18 protein-coding genes and 1 tRNA gene are annotated in these 23,567 nt (G+C 52.7%); all 19 read left to right on the forward strand.

Annotated features, from left to right (window positions below; genetic code table 11):
• The first annotated feature begins 101 nt into the window (after positions 1 to 101).
• The 19 genes from QME66_01335 (at position 102) to speB (ending at position 23,541) form a co-directional block, all read left to right on the forward strand.
• Positions 102 to 3,503 carry a GAF domain-containing protein gene (locus QME66_01335; GenBank protein MDI6807609.1) on the forward strand — a complete coding sequence of 1,134 codons (3,402 nt, stop codon included), beginning with the start codon at positions 102 to 104 and terminating at the stop codon, positions 3,501 to 3,503.
• Positions 3,504 to 3,602: 99 nt separating this feature from the next.
• Entirely contained in the window at positions 3,603 to 6,998 is a 3,396-nt protein-coding gene (locus tag QME66_01340; protein MDI6807610.1) for a tetratricopeptide repeat protein, read from the forward strand.
• Positions 6,995 to 8,212: an HD domain-containing protein gene (locus QME66_01345; protein ID MDI6807611.1), complete on the forward strand. Its 1,218-nt coding sequence runs from the start codon at positions 6,995 to 6,997 to the stop codon at positions 8,210 to 8,212. The genes QME66_01340 and QME66_01345 overlap by 4 nt, the downstream gene beginning before the upstream one ends.
• The gene (locus QME66_01350; GenBank protein ID MDI6807612.1) at positions 8,209 to 8,511 is read left to right on the forward strand and encodes a tetratricopeptide repeat protein; all 303 of its coding nucleotides are present in this window, start codon (positions 8,209 to 8,211) and stop codon (positions 8,509 to 8,511) included. The genes QME66_01345 and QME66_01350 overlap by 4 nt, the downstream gene beginning before the upstream one ends.
• Entirely contained in the window at positions 8,508 to 8,897 is a 390-nt protein-coding gene (locus tag QME66_01355) for an FHA domain-containing protein (GenBank protein MDI6807613.1), read from the forward strand. Before QME66_01350 ends, QME66_01355 begins: the two co-directional genes overlap by 4 nt.
• 67 nt (positions 8,898 to 8,964) lie before the next feature.
• Positions 8,965 to 11,055: a M28 family peptidase gene (locus QME66_01360; protein ID MDI6807614.1), complete on the forward strand. Its 2,091-nt coding sequence runs from the start codon at positions 8,965 to 8,967 to the stop codon at positions 11,053 to 11,055.
• Positions 11,056 to 11,057: 2 nt separating this feature from the next.
• On the forward strand, positions 11,058 to 11,981 hold the full coding sequence (murQ, locus tag QME66_01365) for an N-acetylmuramic acid 6-phosphate etherase (GenBank protein ID MDI6807615.1): 924 nt from the start codon (positions 11,058 to 11,060) through the stop codon (positions 11,979 to 11,981).
• On the forward strand, positions 11,960 to 13,225 hold the full coding sequence (locus tag QME66_01370) for an extracellular solute-binding protein (GenBank protein ID MDI6807616.1): 1,266 nt from the start codon (positions 11,960 to 11,962) through the stop codon (positions 13,223 to 13,225). The genes murQ and QME66_01370 overlap by 22 nt, the downstream gene beginning before the upstream one ends.
• A gap of 33 nt (positions 13,226 to 13,258) precedes the next feature.
• Complete coding sequence (locus QME66_01375; protein MDI6807617.1) at positions 13,259 to 14,125, forward strand: sugar ABC transporter permease; 867 nt, start codon at positions 13,259 to 13,261, stop codon at positions 14,123 to 14,125.
• Positions 14,125 to 14,952: a carbohydrate ABC transporter permease gene (locus QME66_01380; protein ID MDI6807618.1), complete on the forward strand. Its 828-nt coding sequence runs from the start codon at positions 14,125 to 14,127 to the stop codon at positions 14,950 to 14,952. Before QME66_01375 ends, QME66_01380 begins: the two co-directional genes overlap by 1 nt.
• Entirely contained in the window at positions 14,949 to 16,199 is a 1,251-nt protein-coding gene (locus tag QME66_01385) for an anhydro-N-acetylmuramic acid kinase (protein MDI6807619.1), read from the forward strand. Before QME66_01380 ends, QME66_01385 begins: the two co-directional genes overlap by 4 nt.
• Positions 16,196 to 17,467 (forward strand): SpoIID/LytB domain-containing protein, encoded by a 1,272-nt coding sequence (locus QME66_01390; GenBank protein MDI6807620.1) that lies wholly within the window; start codon positions 16,196 to 16,198, stop codon positions 17,465 to 17,467. The genes QME66_01385 and QME66_01390 overlap by 4 nt, the downstream gene beginning before the upstream one ends.
• 40 nt (positions 17,468 to 17,507) lie before the next feature.
• The gene (locus QME66_01395) at positions 17,508 to 19,061 is read left to right on the forward strand and encodes a glycoside hydrolase family 3 protein (GenBank protein ID MDI6807621.1); all 1,554 of its coding nucleotides are present in this window, start codon (positions 17,508 to 17,510) and stop codon (positions 19,059 to 19,061) included.
• 136 nt (positions 19,062 to 19,197) lie between these two features.
• Positions 19,198 to 19,275, forward strand: a tRNA-Asp gene (locus QME66_01400).
• Between the two features lie 450 nt (positions 19,276 to 19,725).
• The gene (locus tag QME66_01405) at positions 19,726 to 20,535 is read left to right on the forward strand and encodes a hypothetical protein (protein MDI6807622.1); all 810 of its coding nucleotides are present in this window, start codon (positions 19,726 to 19,728) and stop codon (positions 20,533 to 20,535) included.
• 359 nt (positions 20,536 to 20,894) lie between these two features.
• On the forward strand, positions 20,895 to 21,077 hold the full coding sequence (locus QME66_01410; GenBank protein MDI6807623.1) for a hypothetical protein: 183 nt from the start codon (positions 20,895 to 20,897) through the stop codon (positions 21,075 to 21,077).
• Between the two features lie 117 nt (positions 21,078 to 21,194).
• Positions 21,195 to 21,635 (forward strand): adenosylmethionine decarboxylase, encoded by a 441-nt coding sequence (gene speD / locus QME66_01415; protein MDI6807624.1) that lies wholly within the window; start codon positions 21,195 to 21,197, stop codon positions 21,633 to 21,635.
• Positions 21,610 to 22,656 (forward strand): deoxyhypusine synthase family protein, encoded by a 1,047-nt coding sequence (locus QME66_01420; protein MDI6807625.1) that lies wholly within the window; start codon positions 21,610 to 21,612, stop codon positions 22,654 to 22,656. Before speD ends, QME66_01420 begins: the two co-directional genes overlap by 26 nt.
• Positions 22,657 to 22,659: 3 nt before the next feature.
• Positions 22,660 to 23,541 (forward strand): agmatinase, encoded by an 882-nt coding sequence (gene speB, locus QME66_01425; GenBank protein ID MDI6807626.1) that lies wholly within the window; start codon positions 22,660 to 22,662, stop codon positions 23,539 to 23,541.
• The last annotated feature ends 26 nt before the right edge of the window (positions 23,542 to 23,567 follow it).

Consider the following 23,567-nt stretch of genomic DNA (forward strand, 5'->3'; position numbering starts at 1 on the left):
ACAAGCCCCTATGAAAGTGTCGTGTCGCGGGGGCAAAGACATAGACAAGGAACTTTCGGGACACGACACTAGCCGGGCCAACCGGCAGAGGAGAATAGGACATGCCTGCATCTGGAAAAGAGAATCGAACTGAGGTCCTCGCCATCAGAGGGACGGACAAGCTTCAGGAGGAGGTAGTACTCCTTCGGGAGGAAAAGCAAGCCTTGATGGATGAGCTTGAGAACGCCTACAAGGAGCTCGCCGAAATGCTCGAGCTCTCACAAGACGAGACCGATGTCGCATATGCTGAGCTACGAGAAAAACTCGGGTGGCTTGTCAGATTGGGCGAAATCGGGAAGGTCCTCAGCAGCGAGCTCAAGTTGGATGTCCTGATAGAAGTCCTGCTGGTGAAGGTCGCGGAGATGGTTGGCTATGATACCGGCTGTTTCATGCGGTTTTGCAGAGGCGATGAATACGAGATTACGGTTCAACGAGGCTCAGGAGAGGATTTGGTTGGGAGAAGAGTGAGGGTGAAGAGTTTTGAAGGTGAGGTTCTGGTAGTAGGAGATTTTGACTGCGTCGAAGAGCTGGTTGATGAATTCCGGCTTGTTCCCGAGGCCCGTTCGGGAGTCGTGATGACCATGGGGCGCGGGGACTACGGTCTCCTTGTCCTGAACAGGCGCGAGCCGCATAGATTCAAGGAATCTGACAGGGTGTCGCTATCTGCGTTTGCAACTCAGGCATCAATCGCAGTGGAGAACGCACGGCTCTTCGACTCACTCTCGGAGCAGGCCTCCGTGCTCATGCAAAAAAGTGAGAGGCTTTCAAAGATATGGGAAATCACGGGAAGCCTTCTTTCGAACCTGAATCTTGATTCTGTCCTCGACAATCTGCTGATGATTCTCTGCAACGATTTTGGATTCGAGCGAGGTGCAATCGGACTTCTTGAACCGGAAGGCGGGTTTCTGGTGCGCCGTGCAGTCAGAGGATACTCGCCGGAGACTCAAGGCAAGCTGGTGGGCACTGGAATTCCAAAGCAGCTGCTGATGAAGTGCCTGGAAGAGAGATGGAAGCTGGGAACGCTCACCTACTTTGTTCCGTGTGAGGCAGGCGTCGACAGGGACGAATTCATCGTCCCGGATGAGAACTTGTCTACGTCTGATAGAGTCCGAGAGGATCTCTGGCATCCCGCCGACATTCTCCTGCTTACGCTTGTGAACGGGAAACAGGAGATAGTCGGCTGCATATTTCCGGATTCCCCTGTTGACGGGAGAATTCCCTCCAAGGAAGTGCTCACGGAGCTCGAAATCCTTGCCAATCTTGCCAGCGTTGCTATTGAAAATGCGAAGCTGCACGACAAAATGGCCAGGAAAGTCAGGGAACTTGAAGCACTTTACAGAACAAGCAAGACAGTAGCTTCAACGATTCAGTTTGAGACTCTGCTTGATCTCGTCACCGAGGAAGCAAAGGAGCTGGGCGAAGCCAGGAAGAGTGCGCTCTTCCTATTGGAGGAAGAAAAAGCAGAGCTGGTACTGGAGCGCTCAACAGGCTTCTCCGAAAGGTCAAAAAGAAAGCTCCGGTACAGAGTCGGCGAGGGGATAATCGGGAAAGTCGTCCTCACGGGAGAAGGGGAAATCTTCTCCGACATCAAGAAACTCCCAAGGGAAGAGCGAGAATTCTTCGAGAATGAGGGGATTGAGAGTCTTCTGTGCGTCCCGATTCGATCCAGAGGCAAGGCACTTGGGGCCCTCCTCGTGGGCAGGGAATCACGCGAGAGAGCTTTCAGCGAGAGCGAGTTGAAACTCCTCGCTGCACTCGGAGACCAGGTCTCCGTTGCTCTTCAGAATGCGATGTATTACTCGCGGGCTCAGAAGAGCGCCGAGGAGCTCTCTGCGCTTCTTGAGACGAGCGCAGCCGTCCTTTCAACCTCAGACACCAAGAGCCTTCTCTCCCTGCTGGCGGCAAAGGCAAGTGAGTTGCTCAGTGCCCAGAACTGCACCATATTTCTCCTCAATCAGGAGATGGATCAGCTTACCCCAATCGTTGCCGTCGGTCCCGAATCAGATGCCATCATGAAGATAACTCTCAAAGTAGGTGAAGGAATAACGGGCTGGGTTGCAAAGACGGGGATTCCTCAAAGGGTGAACCATGCCGAAATTGATCCGCGCAGCAAGATAGTACCTGGAACGGATCCCGAGCCGGAATCGCTGCTCTCGGCACCTCTCTCTGTCAAGGGCAGGGTCGTCGGCGTGATGACTCTTGGAAGAACTGGCGACCGGGAATTCACCGAGGACAACCTCAGATTTCTGATAAACATTTCCAATCAGGCAGCTATGTCAATTGAGAAATCACGGCTCATAGAGAACTTGATTCATTCGTTCGAGACCTTGAAGACGACTCAGGAACAGCTCATCGGCTCCGAAAGGCTCAAGGCATTGGGCGAGATGGCTGCCGGAGTTGCGCACGATTTCAACAATGTGCTCGGCTCGATACTGGCACGGGTCCAACTCTTGAAGACCAAGACAAACGATGAGACTCTTACAAAGGGACTCCAACTTGTCGAAAAGGCCGCCATTGACGGCGCTGAAACCATAAGAAGGATTCAAAACTTCACGCGAACGAGGACGGATGAAGACTTCACCTGCGTGGACATAAATGAAGTGATTCGGGATTCAATTGAAATGACCAGATCGAGATGGAGAGATGCCCAAACTCTTTCCGGAAAGACAATCAGCGTGGCCGCTGAACTGGGCAGTGTCCCGAAGACTGCCGGAAATCCGTCTGAACTCAGGGAAGTGCTTACCAATATAGTGATGAACGCAGTCGATGCGATGCCGGAGGGAGGGAAGATAACCGTACGGAGTTGTGCGGATGATTTAAGGATTCATGTTTCGGTGTCGGACACCGGGAAAGGCATGCCTAAAGAAGTCCAGTCCAGGATCTTTGAACCATTCTTCACGACTAAGGGCGTAAAGGGAAACGGACTCGGCCTCAGCGTGTCTTATGGGATCATAGCCCGGCACAAAGGAAAGATTGAGGTTGAAACCGAAGAAGGCAAGGGCACGACCTTCAGAATCGAACTTCCTATCGTCGAAGGGGTTTCCCAGAAGGTGGAGGACACGGCAGACGTTCAACAGGCCCCTGGCCTCCGGGCACTGGTTGTGGATGATGAGGAACAGATCAGGGACGTTCTCAGAGATATAGTTGTTTCTTTCGGACATACGGTCGATGTGGCCCAGTCAGGCAGCGAGGCGCTGGCGCTTATCGGCAGGAAAGATTACGAGATAGTCCTCACCGATCTTGGAATGCCTGGAATGTCCGGGTGGGAACTTACAAGGGAGATCAAGAATCTAAAGCCGGAAACAATAGTAATACTGGTCACCGGATGGGCAGTTCGACTTGATGTCGAGAAGACAAGAGCAAGCAAGGTAGATCTCGTTATGAACAAACCGTTCCAGGTGAACGATGTCAGAGAAATTCTTGCGAAAGCGGCGAACTTGCCCGGCAGCCGGCACGAAGTCTGATTGTCCGCCTGCCTGCCCTCTTTCTTCGAGGGCAGGAATTGAGCAAGGAATGCTGCTTCTGCCTGAGCATTGAGACGCAGCACCGAAAGCAGGGAGGTCATGGAAGGGTTTAGAGAAGAAAAGAAGACATCGTGCAATGCCCAGCAGTTTCCGGGCGAGGCAGGGATGATTGTGCCGGGCAGGAGAATTGGCCGCTACGAGATCATCGAAGAAATCGGAAAGGGCGGAATGGGCACCGTCTTCAAGGCTATGGACCCTGACCTGGAAAGAATCGTTGCAATAAAAGTCCTCAAATCCATTCGCGGCGAGGGCACGGGACAAATAGACAGATTCCTGAGAGAGGCCCGGGCCGCTGCAAGGCTGAGTTCTCCGAATGTCGTAACAGTACATGAGGTGAACACCGACGGTGATATTCCTTTCATATCCATGGAGTACGTTGAGGGGGTCAGCCTGAGGAAGTTCATGAAGAAAAGCGGCGGCTCGCTCGAAATTGAGACAGCAGTCCAGATAATGTGCCAGATTTTTGACGCAGTAGAAGCGGCACACAATCAGGGGATCCTCCACAGAGACCTGAAGCCTGACAACGTCGTGATAGGCGAAAATGGGATAGCCAAGGTGATGGACTTCGGCATAGCAAAATTCACGGGACAGAGTTCGACGGAAACCCAAGAAGTCGTTGGAACAGCAACCTATATGTCCCCTGAGCAATGCACAGGTAGGCCGGCCGATCAAAGGAGCGATATCTACTCTCTGGGGGTGGTAATGTATGAGCTCCTTACCGGCCGGCCGCCTTTTGAAGCTGACAACGTTGTCGCACTCATCCACAGAAAACTTAATGACTGTCCCCCGCACCCAAGCGAACTGGGATGCGACATTCCCGGGAGAATTGAAGGCGCAGTGATGAAAGCACTGGAGAAAGACCCGGAGCTGCGCCACAAGACAGTCGCAGATTTCAAGAGAGCCATTCAGGACCAGAACATGAAGTCGAGCGAACGATCCCATCCCGTTCTCACATCAGCCAGAGCCAGAGGAAAAAAGCAATTTCAATGTCATCTGGTGGGCAGGGAGCAGGAGTCCAAGCTGCTTTCGGAAGCTTTGGAGAGGGCTGTGCTGAAAGAAGGGCGCACGGTAGTCGTCTCGGGCGAGGCGGGAGTCGGAAAGAGCCGCCTTCTTGAAGAGATTCAATCTCTGGCACTGTGCAAAGGGTTTGCAATCCTCGAAGGAAGCTGCTTGTACCGCGAAACGGCTGCGCCTTATTTTCCGTTCATCTCTGCAATAAGAGGGTATTTCGAGAGGGAGACCGGCGCCGGAAAACCGGAAGACAGAGAAAGGATAAAGAACTACATCCGGGAGGAGATACCGGAGCTCAGAATTTTCGTTCCATTCCTTGGCACAGTTGTAAGATCGAAGACATCCGGGATTCTCCGCTACGATTCATGGATACCAGATGTCCAGGGCGGTAAGGAAAGGATATTCGATGCCATATCAGAGTTGATTGAAAGAACAGCGGAGCTTGCCCCGACAGCCATCTTTCTCGATGACCTTCAGTGGATAGACGCCTCTTCGCTTCAGCTCTTTCATTACATTTCAAGGAATACGAGGAAATCCAGAGTTCTCATTGTTGCTGCCTTCAGGCCGGAGGATCTAGGTGAGGAAGAGGGTGAGAAGATCCATCCGCTGATTCAGACTCTTCAGAGAATGAACGTTGAAGGACTCTATGAAAAGATCGAGCTTCAGAGATTGAGCCGCGAGCAGTCCTTCGAAATGATAAGAGAACTTCTCAAGAACGTGAGATTCACCGACGATTTCAGGGATCTCCTTTATGTGCAGACCATGGGGAACCCGCTTTTCCTTGTCGAGGTGCTCAAAGCCATGAAGGAAGAGGGAATACTGAAACTCGTCAACGGAGTCTGGCAGTGCACGAAGGCGCCAAGGGACGTTGGGATGCCTCCAAAGATCAAGGACGCAGTTGAACGAAGAGTGATGAGGCTTGATCCGGCAGAGAGGTCAGTTCTTGAGTGCGGTTCGGTGCAAGGCAAGTTTTTCAGCTCAGACGTGGTTGCCGCAATACTAAAGATGGATAGGATTGAGCTCCTCAGGCGCCTGCAGAACCTCGAGAGATCGCATCAGATTATCCGGTTCGACGGGAAGTCCTACACCTTCGACCATCCGCTCATCTGGGAAGGATTCTACAACTCGATCTCCGAGGAGCTCAGGAGTGAGTATCATCTGATGATAGGCAGCTGGCTGGAGGAAAAATACAGGTCCGACCCCACGCCGGTCTCCTTTGAGCTCGCAGATCACTTCTACAAAGGCGGGGACTACGAAAAGGCTCTTCCCTATCTTGAGAAGGCGGCCGAAAAAGCGCAAGAGGTATTTGCTTATGAAGAAGCACTCAACTACTACGGAAGAGCTCTGGCGATTCGGAAAAGGAATATCGAGACGAAAGAAGAACTTCAAAATGAACTCAAACTGAGGAGGCAAATCGGGAGTGTCTGTACAGTTCTGGGTGAGTGGGAGAGAGCCCTTGACGCCTACGAGCAAGCGCGGGATCTGAGCTCGGCTTTTGATGATAAGACTAACTACTGCTATTTTACCAAGCTCATCGGAGACGTTGAGTTCTACAGAAGAAACTGGGAAGGAGCAAGAGTGCTGTATGACGAAGCCCTTCGAATCCTTGAGAAGGAGGGAAACCGTCTGGACATTGCAAATATATGTCTCAGCAAGGGAAATGTCGAGTTTGAAAATGGGGATCTGGATGCCACGCTCTCACTCTACACGAGAGCGCTCGAGATAGGAGAGGCATTGTCTGACGCGAAGCTGGTCGCGAGGGCATGCAACAACCTGGGTGCGACGATGAATGTGTTGGGGGATAGGGAGAAGGCTATATGGTACTACGGGAGAAGTCTCGAGAACTACAGGTTCGCAGCAGACAGGTTTGGTGAGGCACAAACGTTCCACAACATAGGGATGACCTACGCCGAGTTGAGGAACTGGAACGAGGCGAGCAGTTTCTACAAGAAAAGCCTGGAAGCCTCTCGGCAGATGAGGGATGCGGCGCTGGAATCAATCACTTCACTTGCTCTTGGGGAAGTCTGTGCAAGAGAGGGTCAACTTGACAAGGCGATCGAACTCTGCGAACGCGCGCTCGCCGTGTTTGCAAGAAGGGACGACAGGCTCGGCATCGGCGATGGTTACCGCGTGATGGGAATCATAAAGACCAAGCAGAAACTCTATGATGAGGCGGAGAATCTCTTCCGCGAAAGCATAGTTGCAAACGAAGGCTGCGGGAGCCAGCTCCAGCTTGCCGAGGTCCTCAGGGAGTACGGTTCAATGCTTGGGACAAAGGGAGATGCAAAAGGGGCAAGAGAGCTTCTGGGGCGGGCACTCGAGATATTCTCAAATCTGAAGGCGAAAGAGAGCGCGGCAGAGGTTGACAGAATCCTTTCCACAGTCGGGAGTGAGAAGGCCTTTGAGGAGGTTCTGGGAGGATGAGGACGACAATTGACCCGGAGGTACTCCGTCTTCGGGAGGAGAACCTCGCGCTGATGGACGAGCTCGAAGGCGCATACCAGGAACTGGCTCAAGTAGTGCAGGTCTCCAAGGAGGAGACAGACGTCGCGTATGCCGAGCTGCGGACCAAGATAGTGGAGTTGGAGCACAGGGTTGGGGAGTTGGTCAGACTCGGCGAAGTCGGGAAGGTCCTGAGTTCTGAGCTTCGGCTGGATGTTCTTATGAATGTTCTCATGGCGAAGGTCGAGGACCTCGTAAAGTACGATGTTGCGTGTTTCATGGTCGGATGCGGAAACGGAGAGTACGAAATTGTAGCTGAAAGGGGCATTGAGAAAGGGCTCGTCGGCAGAAAGGGAAAAATCGGGGAAGTCGGAGGCGAGGTCTTGATTGTTGGGGACTTTGAACGTGCCGGAGAAGCAGTTGGCTCGTTCCGTCTCATTCCTGAGGCCCGCTCCGGAGTTGTGATGGAAATGGGCCGGCAAGGCTACGGGCTCCTGGTCCTCAACTCATACGAACGAGAAACATTCAAAGAGTCGGCCAAGGTCTTTCTCTTGGCCTTTGCGACTCAGGCTTCAATTGCGATTGAGAACGCGAAACTCTACAAGAATCTTGAGAAGATAGTCGTCGGCGTGATGATCTCCCTCATCACGGCACTGGAAGCAAAGGACTCTTATACAGAGGGGCACAGTCAGAGGGTGGCATGGTATGCCGTAGTCCTTGGAAGGAAGCTCGGACTCAAGGGAACAAGCTTGGAAGGTCTCCACAGAGCAGGTCTAATACACGATGTGGGAAAGATTGGCATCGGCGAGTCCATAATAGGGAAGAAAGGTAAGCTCACACACGACGAGGTGCTCCAAATGAATCTTCATCCCGTGTTGGGTGAAAGCATCGTGAAGCCCATAAATCTACTTGGCTCCATTCTGCCGGCTATAAGGCTTCATCACGAGAGATATGACGGCAAAGGATATCCCAGCCGACTCAGAGGAGAGGCAATCCCCATTGAGGCCAGGATATTGCTTGTTGCTGATGCATTCGATGCCATGACTTCAAACCGGCCTTACAGGAAGGCCATGACTCCACAAGAGGCAATGAGGGAAATACAAAGGAACAGCGGCGCCCAGTTTGACCCCAAAGTGGTCAGGGCCCTTGAGAGCTGTTTTGAGGAAATTGCCGGAGGTCTGGAAACAAGAATATGAGACTGTGCGCAAACTGTAACTTCTCGGGATGCGAGCCCGACGACAAGTTCTGCACAAAATGCGGAAAGAGACTTGAAGGGGCTGGATTCTTGACGGCCGGGATGGAAATGACAAGAAAGGTCTCAACCCCTTCAGATGTCCACTACAAGCTCGGCCACATATACTACAGACGGGGCAAGCTGGAGGATGCAATACGAAGCTGGGAAGACTCGTTGAAAGACAACCCGGGCAACACTCAAGCAAGAGAAATGATCGAAAAGGCCAAGGAAGAACTGGCGGCGTCAGGAGGCAAGAAATGACTCTGCTTCTCTGTTCATTCTGCAGCCGCGAGAACAGGGAGGGAAGCTTCTTCTGCGCCGAATGTGGCGCCAAGCTTCACTTCACCGAAATACCGCCGGCCAAGCTCATGCCCGCCAACAGGACTTCCGGGCAGACAACCTGGCAGATAGCCAACAGAGTAAGCTACGTCGGGAGAGATGCCTCCAACGATATTGTCTTTCCAGAGGAGGCAGTCTCGAAAAAACACGCAAAGATCACCTTCGCTGACGGAAAGTTCTACCTGGAGGACCTCGAAAGCAGTAACGGCACATTTGTGAACGGCGAACGGCTTGCCGGCCGGGCAGCACTCAAAGACGGTGATGTAATCCGGCTCGGATCCGTAATACTGCGATTCGAGTTAGGGTAGGCCTTTCCCTTGACCCCTGGGCGGAATTTGGCTAAATTACTTATGGTATCTGCGAGAACACTTTTCCATGCGAAAGCGCTTCCTATTTCTTGCTTTCTTCTTGACAGTTTTTCTCCCCCTGTGGGGATCTTCACTGCTCGCTCAAGATCCTCTCGTTGAGAGGATGGTCCAGGAAGTATCTTCTTCCGAGCTCACATCACACGTAAGGAGTCTGTCAGGAGAAGTGCCGGTCTTCGTCGGCTCTGATCCGGAAACCCTGAAAACACGATATTCCTATGCGCGTGGCTGCTCACTTGCGGCGGAGTTCATCGCAGCCAGACTGACGGGCTGGGGATATCCGGTGCAGTTTCACAGCTACATGGGGCTGGAGCTGAATGCCGTCTCTGCAGATCCTGAGGGAAGAGTTGTTACTTCAGGCCAGGCCGGCAGGGTGTTCTATTCCCGGGACGCCGGTAACTCATTCCGCCGTCCACCCGCCTTCTCATCAGATGACCTCTTTGCCGCACTCACAACTTCCAGTGATACCGTCCTTGTAGGCGGCTATTCCGGCAAGATTTTCACGAGCTTTGATGGCGGGATTTCGTGGCAGAAGGCATACACTCCCTACGGCTATTCAATCATGGCCCTCAGTTTTGACGGGCGCAAGACTTTCTGGGCGGGAGGAGATGGCGGCCTGATTCTCAAAAGCACTGACGCAGGTCTTACCTGGCAGGTCTCTGTTTGGGTGGCTGGAATCGTAAGGGATATCTGTTTTGCTGATTCGCTGCATGGGTGGGCAGTTGGAGATATGGGTCGGATTGTATCCACCAAGAACGGCGGGAAGAGCTGGAGCGTTCAATCTTCCGGGACATCAGACTACTTGATGTCGGTTGACTTCGCTGACTCACTTCGGGGATGGGCGTGCGGGTCGTCCGGGATCGTTCTCTCGACGATAAACGGTGGAGAGACCTGGACTCCCAGGAGCTTAGGGGGCTCCCGGTGGTTTGCGTCGATAGATTTCATTGACCACCTGAGAGGATGGCTTGCCGGCGGAAAAGGAGACATCTATGCCACTTCGGACGGTGGACTGAATTGGGTGACTCAATACAGCGGGGTCAATGATTATCTCAACTCTGTCTCGTTCAGGGACTCCCTCACGGGATGGGTTGCCGGCGCAGGAATCTTCCTCATGACCGATGACGGCGGTAGAAACTGGGCACCAAGCGGCAACCTTCTCCCGGAATCGTGGAGAAATGTGTGTGCCGGGCTTGATGGAGTCACGAATCCAGGAAAAATCGTACTTGTGACGGCACACTACGATTCATATTCCAATCAACCCATGAGTCTTGCTCCGGGCGCCGATGACAACTCATCAGGAACAAGCGCCGTCATGGAGCTTGCAAGAGTCATGAAGAGCTACCGCTTCAGGAATAGTGTGCGGTTCATACTCTTCTCCGGCGAAGAACAGTGGATGAAGGGAAGCAGCGCATATGCAATGTCACTTTCGGGAGAAGACACTATCGTTGCCGTTGTCAACATGGACATGCTTGCCTGGGGAAACGATTCCCTCACCGTGTTCGGGCATCCGAGAGACCCCTGGCTCCTTGAGACCTGCACGCTTGTGAGCTCCATGTACGCCCCCGAACTTCCGGTTGTGTTGAAAGCAGACTCGACTTTCATATACAGCGATCACTCAACTTTCTGGGACCATGGCTATCCTGCAATTCTTGCAATTGAAAGAAACTTCCAGTCAAATCCGCATCTTCATTCACCAACCGACGTGTTCGAGAACCTCAACACGTCGCTGCATTTCAAAGCGGCAAGGTTTCTGATTTCGCTGGTTTCTCATCTGGCAGCTCCTGACAGCTCAACGACAGGAGTTCCGTTTGCCATGATTCCGAGGGTTCTTTCTGTTAGCTCATTCCCGAACCCTTCCAGGGGTGAGATTCGCGTCAGGGTCACGATACAGGCCGGTCCGTCGGACGCCCAGCTTTTCCTATTTGACGTGGGAGGAAGAGTCGTAAGAAGATTTGCGAACAAAGCGCTTGGCACGGGCGATCATGTTTTTCTGTGGGATGGGACTGACGAAAAAGGAAGGAGGGTTCCGTCGGGACAATACATTCTTCTTGTCAAAGTCGGGAACGATGTTGAAACAAGAAAAGCGGTCATTGTGAGGTGATGTTGACGAAAAGCGATAGAGAGGTGTTTGACGAAATCTCAAGATTGATTACGGAGGAGAGAAACCCGCGGACTACGGACATAGACAAGAAGAGTCCGCGGGAAATTCTTGAGATCATAAACTCTCAAGACGGGAGAGTAGCCCCCGCTGTAAAGAAAGAAATCCCTCGAATAGAGAAAGCGGTCAAGCTCGTCGTTGATTCACTGTCCAAAGGCGGAAGGCTCATCTATGTTGGTGCGGGAACAAGCGGCAGGCTCGGAGTGCTTGATGCCGCTGAATGTCCTCCAACATTCGGGACGGCTCCGGAAATGGTGCAAGGAGTGATCGCAGGAGGCTACCGCGCTCTTGTGAAATCCAAGGAAGGTGCAGAGGACGATGAGGCTGCGGCAAGGGCGGAGATGGACAGGAGGAAGGTCGGTCCAAGGGACACGGTGGTCGGGATAGCGGCAAGCCGGAGGACGCCGTTTGCCAGAGCCGCCCTTGAAAGGGCAAAGGAACGAGGCGCCAGGACAGTCTTCGTCACGGCGAACCCCAAGCTCAAGGATGACGTTTCAGTTGATGTTGCCATATGCCCTCTCGTGGGACCTGAAGTAATAATGGGATCTACCAGGATGAAAGCAGGGACGGCTCAGAAAATGATTCTTAACATGATTACGACGACATCAATGATTCTCCTCGGAAAGGTCTATGAGAACATGATGGTGGATCTGGGATCGACCAGCAGAAAACTTAGAGAGAGGGGAAAGCGCGTCATCATGACCTTGACCGGAGCTGACTACGATACCTCATCAAGACTCCTCAAACAGGCGAAGGGCAATGTGAAGGCCGCAATTGTGATGAAGAAGACATCGCTTCCTTACAGAGACGCGATGAAGAGACTGAAGAAAAAAGGGGGACTTGTTAGGTGGGCAATCGAAGGCGAGTAGAAAGTCTCCCCGCATTGTTTCTTTGTGTCGGTCTAATCGCCTTGGCGGCCGGCATTTCGTTTGAAGGATGCGGCGGGAAAAAGACCGGGGACAAGCTTGTCTTCTGGGAGTTCTGGCAGAGCAGTCTCATGGAGCCTCTGATACGGGAATTCGAAAGGGAAAATCCCGGCATCAAGGTCGAGATGCAGCAGATAACCTGGCAAAACGGTCTTGAAAAGATCCTCGCGGCAGTTGCATCGGGCACCGCTCCCGACCTCTGTGAGCTGGGCTCAACATTCTTTCCAAGGTTCGCCTCAAGCGGTTCACTTCATGAAGTCGGCTCTGATGTCGATTCACTCCGGGATAAACTGACCAACTGGGAGCTTGTCACATATGACGGAAAGATCTACGGGATACCCTGGCTCGTCGGGACAAGGGCGATCTTCTTCAACAAGACTCTTCTTGCGAAGGCGGGTCTCGACAGCACTCGCGGGCCCGAGACCTGGCAGGAGCTTGTTGAGATCGCCAAGAAGATCCATGACCCGGCAGAAGGTATCTATGGCTTCGGCCTGAATTCCGGAGAGAGATATGTTCTCTTCAAGAAATTCATGCCTTTCGCCTGGGGAAACGGCGGGAATGTTCTCACCTCCGACCTGAAGCACTCCAGGCTCTATTCCAGAGAGAATGTGGAAGCTTTGAAATTTTATGTCTCGCTCAAGCGCTGCTCGGTTGTCGAAAGACAGGAGGTTCTGGATAGACTCTTCAAGGAGGGACGGGTGGGGCTCATTCTTTCCGGGGCCTGGAATCTCAAGACGATACCAGCTGAAGCCCCGAACCTGCGTTTCGGCGTTTCGATTGTGCCGAAGCCGGGAATTGAAAAGGGAACCCACGCATCATTCGCGGGAGGTGAGATTCTCGCGGTGTTTGAGTCTTCCAAGAAGAAGGATGATGCGCTGAGACTTGCCTGTTTCCTTGCAAGAAAGAAGAACGCTCTGGCAATCTCAAAGTCGGAGCACAGTGTTCAGCCGGCCGTCGCAGGGATTGACACCGACGAGTACTTCGTGAAGAATCCGCTTGAGGGTGTGTTTGCAGAGCAGCTCAAGTATGCGGTTTCAACCCCCAACATCCCGAACTGGCTCGAAATCGAAGGCGTAGTCGAAGATGCCGTGGAAGAGGCGCTTCACGGAAGAAAGACACCGGACGAAGCGCTTAGGACTGCCGGCACGAAGATAGAGCAGCTGCTGACGAAACCGGATTCAAGGTAGCTCACCCAAATTGAGGACGTTCAGAGGAATGTATTGAGAGGTTCTAAGGCCTCGACAATTGTTTTTCTCTCTCCGTGGATTCTCAGCTTCCTTGTCTTCAGTGCCTATCCCATTGTTTATTCCTTCTTCCTGAGCCTGACGTCTTTTGACCCGCTTCAAGGGCATCCGCCTTCGTTCATCGGCCTCTCCAATTATCTCAATGCGTTCAGAAACCCGGCATTCTGGACTTCTCTCAAAGTCACGTTGATTTTCGTTCTCGGAACGATTCCGGTTACGACGGTTCTGTCTTTCTTCATTGCCGCACTTCTGACAGAGAAGATCCCGTTCAGGGGAACTTTCAGGGCAGGTTTCTTCGTCCCGACCGTGGTGTCGATGGTGGTCATAGCAATGATTTTCAAGCAACTGTATTCCCCATCAGGATATGTCAACATTTTGCTGAGGAACCTGGGGTTTCATGAAGTGAGCTGGCTTGAAAATCCCAGGACCGCACTTCCATCAATAATGCTCATGGATATCTGGAGCAGTGTCGGCTACTACGTGGTCATTTTTCTCGCGGGGATCCAGTCAATCTCCAAAGAAGTTTTTGAGTCGGCAAGCCTCGAAGGGGCAGGATGGTTCAGGAAACACGTTTCCATCACGCTTCCGCTTGTCAAGCCCGTGCTCCTCTTCATCATTGTCATCAATGGGATCAGGTCGTTTCAGGTTTTCATTGAAATCTTTGTGATGACAAGGGGCGGACCTCTGAAAAGCACGCTGACAACGGTCTATTACCTCTATGATGAAGCATTCTACAGATTCAACATGGGATACGCGAGCGCAGTGGCCTATATTCTTTTCATGATAATACTCGTGTTCTCGATCGCCCAGATGAAGTATCTCAGGATGGGGAAGATCGACTGATGGCCGGCCCGGGAGTTTCTCTGAAGACTACCGGATTTATTCTCCTTCTTCTCTTCCTCTTGTCCACGGTTTTCCCTTTCTACTGGATGTTTGTCGCGTCCGTGAGGGAAGAAGGATCTATCATCTCCAATCCGGGCGACCTTTTTCCATCAGAGATTACATTCAGGAATTACGTGGATTGCCTGAAAAGCGGACCGTTCGGAAGGTACATCGTCAACAGCGTGTGGGTGGCAGTCTGGGTTGTCCTCGGCAACGTCATTCTCGCAACGATGGCAGGATATGCAATTGCCAGGAAGAGGTTCATGGGAAAGAGAATCGTGCTTGCAACCGTTCTGGGCACCCTGATGATCCCGAAGCAGATAACTATGATACCAGTGTACATACTCATGTCAAAGCTTCGCATGATAGACACTTACTCGGCGCTTATTCTTCCTTTTCTTGTCGATGCATTCAGCGTCTTCTTCATATCTCAGTATGTGAACTCTCTTCCCGAGGAGCTTGAGGAAGCGGCCCGCGTGGACGGCGCATCGGATTACGGCATCTTCTTCAGGGTAGTATTTCCCCTGCTCAAGCCGGCGCTCGGAATCGTGGCAATCAACAGCTTCCTGGTGAACTGGAACTCGTTTATCTATCCTCTCATTCTTACGAACAGCGAAAACATGCGAACCCTCCCCGTCGGTCTTGCGCTTTACTCGCAAGGAGAACATGCAGTGGATTGGGGACATCTGATGGCAGGCTCAACCATCTCGGCTCTGCCAGTCTTTCTTGTGTTCCTGGCATTCCAGAGGCAGATAATAGCCGGAATGATTGAGGGGTACGGAAGATGAAGAAGAAGACGATTACGGTGCTGGATGAGATTCAACGCGTGTCGGGCAAAGACGTCAAGCTGGCTATCGGCCTGATGTCGGGAACCTCTTTGGACGGAATTGATGCCTCGGTGGTCGAGATTCAGGGAGCGGGTGAGCGCATCAAGGTCAGGGAATTGGCCGGCCTTTTTGTCCCATATGAGAGAAAAGTGAGAGATAGACTGCTTGCTCTGGCTGAGCCCGGTACTGCCAGTGTCCAACTCTTGAGTGAGGCAAACTTCCTTCTTGGAGAGCTGTTTGCCCGGACCTCAGTCGATGCAGCAGAGAAAGCAGGTATCAGGCTCTCGGAGATAGATGTGATCGGTTCGCACGGCCAGACAGTCTATCATGCACCAGGAAAGGGGAGAGGTGAAGAGTCCCGGGGTGAAGGGAAACATGGCTCTTCGCTTTCGTCGACTCTTCAGATAGGAGAGCCTTGTGTTATCGCAGAGAGGACAGGAATCCTCACGGTAGCTGACTTCAGGACAAGAGATGTCGCTGCCGGCGGGCAGGGGGCTCCGCTGGTTCCTTACGTTGATTATCTGCTTTTCAGATCGCCTGAGATATCGAGAGTTCTTCTGAATATAGGCGGCATTGCCAACGTGACGATCCTGACCGCAAATGGCGGCCTGGACGACGTTGTTGCCTTTGACACGGGACCCGGGAACATGGTCATTGACGGCGTAGTCTCCATTCTTACGGACAGCAAGGAGACATTCGACAGGGATGGAAGGATGGCGGGAAAGGGGAAAGTCATAGAAGAACTTCTCAACGACTGCTTGTCGGAGCCCTTCTTCAAGGCAGATCCTCCAAAATCTTCCGGCAGGGAAATGTTTGGGCTACATTACGCCGGGTCATTTGTTGAAAGAGCGCGGAAAACGGTAGAGGACATCAACGCTGCCGTGAGGACCGCAACGGCAATCACCGCCGTCTCCATCGGCAGAGCATTCAGCGATTTCATCGTGCCCCACGGAAGGATAGATGAGGTCATCGTAAGCGGCGGCGGTTCTCGCAATGTCACCCTTATGGGGATGCTGGAAGAATCGGTTTCGCCAGCAAGACTCAGAAGACTTGAGGAATTCGGTTTCTCAGGCGACTCCAAGGAGGCCCTCGCGTTTGCCGTCCTGGCAAGCGAGACGGTTTCCGGCAACGCCGGAAATATTCCCGGCGCGACCGGTGCAGCGCACGGTGTTATACTCGGCAAAATCATCCCGGGAGGAAGAAGGTGAAGAAGAAAGGCTGGGCCATCATAGCTTCAATATGCTGTCTGCTTCCCGCTATTGGATGTTTCCTTCAAGGCTGTGCCCCGGCGGTTCGTGAACCGGCGCGGCGTCCAAAGCTCCAGGTGATAAAGGTCGGGCTTCTGGTCAAGGTGCCCGGCGCTTCCGTATCATCAGGAGGGAAGGTCAGGTTTCTTTCAGGCAGCTCTGGAAGAGACCTCTTGCTTGACGAAGATGCACACTTCAAGGTGGCTGCCAGGAGAAGAGGCATCAGTGTCCTTCTGGACGGAAAAGAAGTATTCCGGGCAAGTGGCACGCTCTTCATAAAATGCGAATCCCGAGATGAATTCCTGAAGCTTGAGGGAAAGCCCTACCGGGGAGACTTGAGAGTGATTTCATCGCCGGACGGACTGACATTCGTCAATGAATTGAGCATTGAAGAGTACCTGAGGGGCGTCGTTCCAAATGAAATGCCCAGCTCTTCCCAGGACCTGCTCGAAGCTGTGAAGGCTCAGGCAGTGGCAGCAAGGACCTATGCTCTTTCAAGGAAGGGGCACTACTCTGATTCAGGATTTGACGTCCTTCCAACAGTCCAGGACCAGGTTTATTCGGGTGTCCTTGGGGAGAAACCCCTCTCGAACCGCTCAATTGAGGAAACTAATGGCGTCGTTGCCGCTTATCACGGAGAACCCATACGGGCGAATTACTCTTCTACCTGCGGAGGAAGGACATCATCTCCGGATGAGGTATGGAATCAGTCAAAGATCCCCTACCTGAGGAGCGTGAAGGACCGGGGCAGAGGCCACAGAAAGGCGTTTTGCGGAGATTCACCTCATTTCAGGTGGCAGGAAGTTTGGTCAGGGGAGGAGTTTGAGGCGATTCTCGATGCGTTCTATCCTCAGTATTTTCCTGAGAGGTCAAGGACAAAGATCGGGGAGCTCTGTGACCTGGAAGTGAGAGAAAGAACAAAATCAGGCAGGGTCAGTAAACTGCTCATAAGAACGACCGAAGGCAGCCTCGTTCTTTCGGGAGACAGAATCAGACTCGTGATAAGAAGGCCCAGCCTTCACTCGTCAATTCTGCGAAGTACGTTCTTCAAGATAGGAACCGTTAAGAGCAATGGAAGAGTAAAAGAAATCGTCATGAACGGAGGGGGAAACGGCCACGGAGTCGGAATGTGCCAGTGGGGTGCGATGGGGATGGCGCGGGCAGGCTACGCCTTCACCGATATTTTGAAACACTACTACCACGGAATAACTCTCAGGCGGGTGTACTGATCGCTTCTGCTAGAGGGGCTGCGTCGGGTCGCAGATGGAATTGAGATACTCTGAACTCTCCCTTGACGAGAAGCTCGGGCAGATGTTCCTCGTTGGCATAGGCGACGGGACAGAAGCAGAGATTAATCTCCTCAAGGAAACGATTCACCCAGGCGGCTACATTCTTTTTGAGAGGAACTTGAAGTCCAGCTCCTCTCTCGGGCCGTTGGTCAATTTTCTCGCGAAGGAAAAGCACGGCAGGCCCTTTCCTTTCATAACCTGTGATCAGGAAGGGGGAATTATCTCCCCTCTGAGGCAGGTCTGCTCCTGGCCGCCTTCCCAGATGGCTGTATCCGCAACAGGGTCGAAGAATGCCGCCTATCTTTCGGCGTTCATAACAGGAGGAAGGCTTTCCGCGCTGGGATTCAACATGAATCTCTCCCCCGTTCTTGATGTGAATGTGAATCCAATGAACCCGGTCATTGGCGTGAGGTCATTTGGAGATCGCCCTTCAGTGGCTCTTGAATTGGGAACCGAATTCATAAGGGGACTGGAAGACGGCGGCGTGCTTTCGGTTGCGAAACACTTTCCCGGGCACGGCTCATCAGAAACCGACTCTCATCTTGGCCTTCCGGCAGTCCCGGAGAGGGAGTCATTGGACGGGGCGCTGCTTCCATTCAGAGAGTGCATAGGCAAAGGCGTGGATGGAATAATGGTGGGACATATTCACTGCCCATCCCTTGACAGGGAGAAAATTGCGTCAACCCTTTCAAAAAACGTGGTCCAGGGGCAGCTCAGGCAGAAACTCGGATTTGAGAAAATTGTAATCACTGATGCCATGGAGATGAAGGCGCTGGCCGGCCTATCCGAGGAAGAAGCATCTTTGAGGGCAATCGATGCGGGGTGTGACATCCTTCTTTTCGCAGAGAGCGGACCTAAGCTCAAGCGTGTTTTCGATTTTCTCCTTGATTCGGTCCGGTCCGGGAGGATCAAGGAAGAGCGGATAGAGGCTTCCTGCGTAAGGATTGCCAAGGCGAAAGGAAAGGCTTCAATCCTCAGGCAAAGAAAAGCCGCGTCCCGTGAGAAGATTGTCCTTGCCGAGGGACTCTCCGGTGATGATTTCTTTTCCAATGAGGTTGAGGACGCTCTCCGGGACATTCATTCATCGTCAATCACTGTCCTCAGAGATCCAATGAGAAACCTGGAACTCGAAAAAGACCTCGCGGATGCGGATTCGTGGCTTCTCGAAAGACCGGGAGAAGATTCCGTGACTCAACCCGCTCTGGCCGGTCTCAGAGAAGCAGGTTTCCGATGCAATGTCATCTCCCGGGAATCCAGCCCGAGGAGCTTCTCGAATCGGATGACGCTTTTGTTCACTGCAGGACGAAAACCAATTTCTTCAAGCGAGCTGAAGATCTTGAGCGATGTTTCGGCGTCGCGCACGAACGTTACCTCTGTCTCTCTGGTGAATCCATACGATGCGGGCTCTTTCCCGAAGAACTGGACCGTTATCCTCACCTATGGATTTGAAAAGCTGTCGCTTCATTCGCTGAGGGACGTAGTTTTGGGAAAATCGGCCGCAAAGGGGCAGCTCCCGGTTTCAATCGCCGCCTAGTGTGCCGTCCCAGAGCACCCGGGCTTTTTCGAAGCACGTCCGGCCCTGCAGCCCGTTGACACCCTTGGGCATTGACGGGCGGTCCTGGCTGTGATAATTTCTTGATGCAGAGAGAATTTCCTTGCCAATTCCTGGCGGGGTCGTAGTTCAGCCTGGTTAGAACGCCGGCCTGTCAAGCCGGAGGTCGCGAGTTCAATTCTCGTCGGCCCCGCCAATCAGGATTGCCGGTTCCCTCGCTCCGGAGAGGCTTGAGCTGGAGAACGGCTGTGTTGCCGGAGCAGTCTGAGGGCCTTTTTCTCGCAATTACCCGGCTTTTGCCGGGAGCCCCACCTGCCAGCCCGTCAACGGGCATCCCCGACAGATGTATTCTGTTTGTCCCTTTCATCCGCGCCATTGGGCCCGCTTGGAGAATCAGTGTTATCGGCCGTTGAGCAGTCCTAAGGGCATGTGAAATCTCAATTGACTTAGACTTCCGGCCATGGTATCATTCTACAGTGCTTTGAAATTCCTGCTCAAAGATTGAGCCGGACCTGATTTTTTCCAATGCAGGCATGTGGGGTGGGGAGCAGTCATCCTTCCAGGGGGGTGATTTGAAGAGAAACATCTTTGTTGGATGTGCTAAGTTGCTGTGTGGCAATTGTGAGCTCTTTGAAAGGGGCGCAAGATGAAAAAATTGCTTGTTATTGCGTGCATTATGCTTGTTTGTGCTCTGCCGGCCTTTGCTGCATCCAACTGGAAGGCCAACTTTCTACCTAAGTCGCCGAATGTCGGGAAGCATACGGTTGGTGATGTAACTGCTGCAGGCAACATAATCATCTACACTGATGACCTTTTATATTCGCCTCCTGTTGCCATTCAGGCGCTGAATGCCCTGGGACTTGCGTATACTTGGTATCACGCCGATCCGGCTGGTTTCAGGTCTGCGTTGCAGGTGCAGCGTTGGGACATCATACTCGTCAGTCATTGCACCTATTATCAGCTGTCGCTTGCGTGGGGTGACATCCTCATGCAGATGCAGAAGTTCGGTGCTACTGTAGGCATCGACACATTTGATGGCGATTGCAGCCATGACTTAGGCGGCTTTGGTCCGGTGTTGTTTGAGACCATTGGAGCGAGCGAGATATTCGACTTCGGTCCCGATGACATCTTCTTCGCAAATGACCTTGAGTTCTGGGGTCCGTTGTCCGGGCAATTCATTCGTAACATTGGCGTCGGCTACATTGACAACGGCGACATCATCGGATACATCATGCCTTGGGCGGTCGTGACGGCCCAGTGGGGCGGAATTTGGGCCCCGAATAACATAAGGCGTTTTGAGCCTCCGTGTTCATGGCTTGACACCTGGATTCTGGACTACAACTTCTCGCGGCAAGATGCATTCAACACTTGGCTGGTTAGGTTGATTTGGCTGGATATTTCTCCGACTGCAGCTCAGAATGAGAGCTGGGGCAAAATCAAGGCGATGTACAAGTAGGTCGGAAGTTAAAAGCCGGCATATTGGCGAAGAGGGGCTGGAAATCACCGGCCCCTCTTAATTTTCCCCTCCGTGTCTGTCTTCCTTCGGGCGTCATGCCGGGAGAGACGGGGCTTGCTCTCGGCAGCGGGAGTCTTTTCGTCGCGCTCGTGGGAGATTTAGTGAACATTTCTTCGTGTGTTTTCCCGTGATCCACGGTGCTCAGCGCATGCGTCCAGGCAGGAACTCCAAAAAAATCTTGACAAGGAAGTGCACTATGCTAACATACCGCCCGCCGTGAATAATTGCCTTCATGAGGTGCAGAGTGCTTCCGATAATAATCTGAGTGGAAGCAGTCTTCTTGCTTCAGGAGGTTCACCATGAAGAGTGGAAAGAGGTACGAAGACGATGAAGATGAATTTGGAAAACGAAAAGACTGCGACTATGATGATGATGAATCTGACGAAGATGATGATGACGACGCAGAAGAAGAGGAGGATCTGGAAGAGGAAGAGATCCACGATGATTACGTTGATGAAGAGGACTATGACCCGGAGAACTAGAGTCCCTGGGTCTCAACCCGGAGGGATGGAATAGCCGAAGACTCAGCTTCATTTTCGCAACTGCCAGTCGGGCTCGCCCTTTTGCACCTGCGAATAGCGCAAGGAGTGGCGAGTTAAATGCACGGCCTAGGCCCGCATCTCGTACTTGATGGATACGGATGTCCCAAGGAAAAGCTGGCTGACCTCGCGCTTGTCTACCGGACGCTCGATGAGTTTCCCGGGCGCATCGGCATGACGAAGATAATGCCGCCGTATGTGTTCAAGTATGTCGGATCCAATCCGGACAATTGGGGAGTCTCCGGGTTTGTGTTAATCGCGGAGAGTCACATCAGCATTCACACATGGCCGGAGAAGCTCTACCTGAGTATCGACATTTTCTCCTGCAAGGAGTTCTCCAGTGAAAGCGCAATTGCCTACATGAAGGAGGCATTCGGTATAGAGCGCGTCGATAGTGAGGTTGTGGAAAGAGGACTGGGTTTTCCCCGTGAGCTTCATGCTGCAAGGGGAACTGTGGAGAAGGAGCGAAAGGAGATTGAAAAGGCTGAGCAAAGACGCTAGCAAGTTTTTTACGAAACCGACGACACCGATGTCGATAGACCCGAAGGCCTCTGTAGATGATTTCGTCAGAGGCCTTGACGGTTTGTCGTTCCAGGCAAGAAACGTGTCTCAGGCGGTTTCCATCTGGGAGGGCATGCTTGGAGGGAAGAACATAATCTTCCTGGGGCTGGCCGGAGCGATGGTCCCGGCAGGTTTAAGGCGTGTCATCTCTTACCTGATTGAAAAACGTTTCATAGACTGCCTGGTTTCAACAGGCGCAAACCTGTTTCACGATTGCCATGAATCTCTTGGGATGTTCCACTGGAAGGGGTCGCAGCACGCCGACGACCTGGAGCTGAAGGACCACGATGTTGACAGAATATACGACGTCTTTGCTTCTGAGAAAGAGTTCCGTCAGACCGATGACTTCATAGAAAAGTTCTGCGCTGGCCTTGATACTGGGAGAGCTTACGGAACAAGAGAGTTCCTGTATCTCCTTGGACGGGCGCTTTGCGAAAAAGGCAAGGGAAGTGGTATCCTTACGGCGGCCTGCAAGGCAGGGGTTCCGGTCTACTGCCCGGCTGTAGCTGATTCTTCAATCGGGATAGCCGCTGCGGCAGGAAGACAGAAGGGAAGCAGCAGGGTGCAGTTCGACGTAATCAAGGATGTTGTTGAGACCTCCGAAATTGCCAGCCTTGTTGACACCGGTGTCATATATGTCGGCGGAGGGGTGCCGAAGAATTTCATACAGCAGACAGAGGTGACCGGCTCTGTCCTGGGAGGCAGCCCGGCCGGGCACAGGTACGCGATTCAGGTGATCACCGACCCTCCACACTGGGGAGGGCTGAGCGGCTGCACTTTTGAAGAGGCGCAGTCATGGGGAAAGATTTCCGGGGGTGCAAATAAGGTGTCTGTTTACTGTGATGCGACCATAGCGCTCCCCCTGATCGTGACAGCGCTTGCTGCAAGGGCCGGAAAACCCGGAAGAAAGACATTTCCCGCCTTTTCTTGCGACGAAAAGCTTGAGATCAGCTTCACCTGACAGATGAACCTTCCGCGCTTGCCTTTTCTTCCTCCTTACAACTTTGCTGGAATCGAAGGAAAAGACTCCAGCCTTGAAAAGGCGCGCTTCGTAGTACTTCCAGTTCCCTACGAAGCGACCACCACATACGTCCCCGGAACCAGAAGAGGACCTTCTGCGATTCTGGAGGCCTCCAGAATGATGGAACTCTATGACGAAGAGATCGGGAAGGAGATTTCCTCGTTTGGAATCCATACACTTCCTTCTCTCGATACTGCTGCAGCCGGACCGGAGGAAATGGTGGGTCTTGTAAGGGACGCTGTGTCCTGGCTTGTCTCGATGGGGAAAACGGTTATTACCCTGGGAGGAGAGCACACGATCACCGTTGGCGCTGTGACGGCGATTTCTCCAAGCTGTCCGGAACTTTCGGTTCTTCATCTGGATGCCCACACAGACCTCAGGGACACTTATCAGGGTTCGCCTTTCAGCCACGCATGCTGCATGAGAAGAGTTGTCGAATCCCTGCCGGTTACTCACGTTGGAATAAGAAGCATGAGTAAAGAAGAAGCTGAGTTCGTCGAGAAATCCCGGTCGATCATTGTCTATGCGCGAGATTTCCTGACCGGAAAGAAGAAGATTGCAGACGTTGTGGCGGCGCTCACCGGCAAGGTCTATATCACGATAGACATGGATGTGTTTGATCCGTCCTGCGTTCCTGCTGTCGGCACTCCGGAACCGGGCGGCCTCGGCTGGTACGAGACGAACGACATTTTGCGGGCGGTTGCCAAAGAGAAAGAAGTCGTCGGCTTTGATGTGGTGGAGCTTTGCCCCATACCGGGAGACGTCTCTTCGGATTACCTTGCTGCGCGTCTCATCTACAAAATGATTGGTTACTGTTCCTTGTAGCTCAGAGCACACCTACACCCGACATT

This window comes from Candidatus Eisenbacteria bacterium, assembly GCA_030017955.1.
Lineage (GTDB): Bacteria > Eisenbacteria > RBG-16-71-46 > JASEGR01 > JASEGR01 > JASEGR01.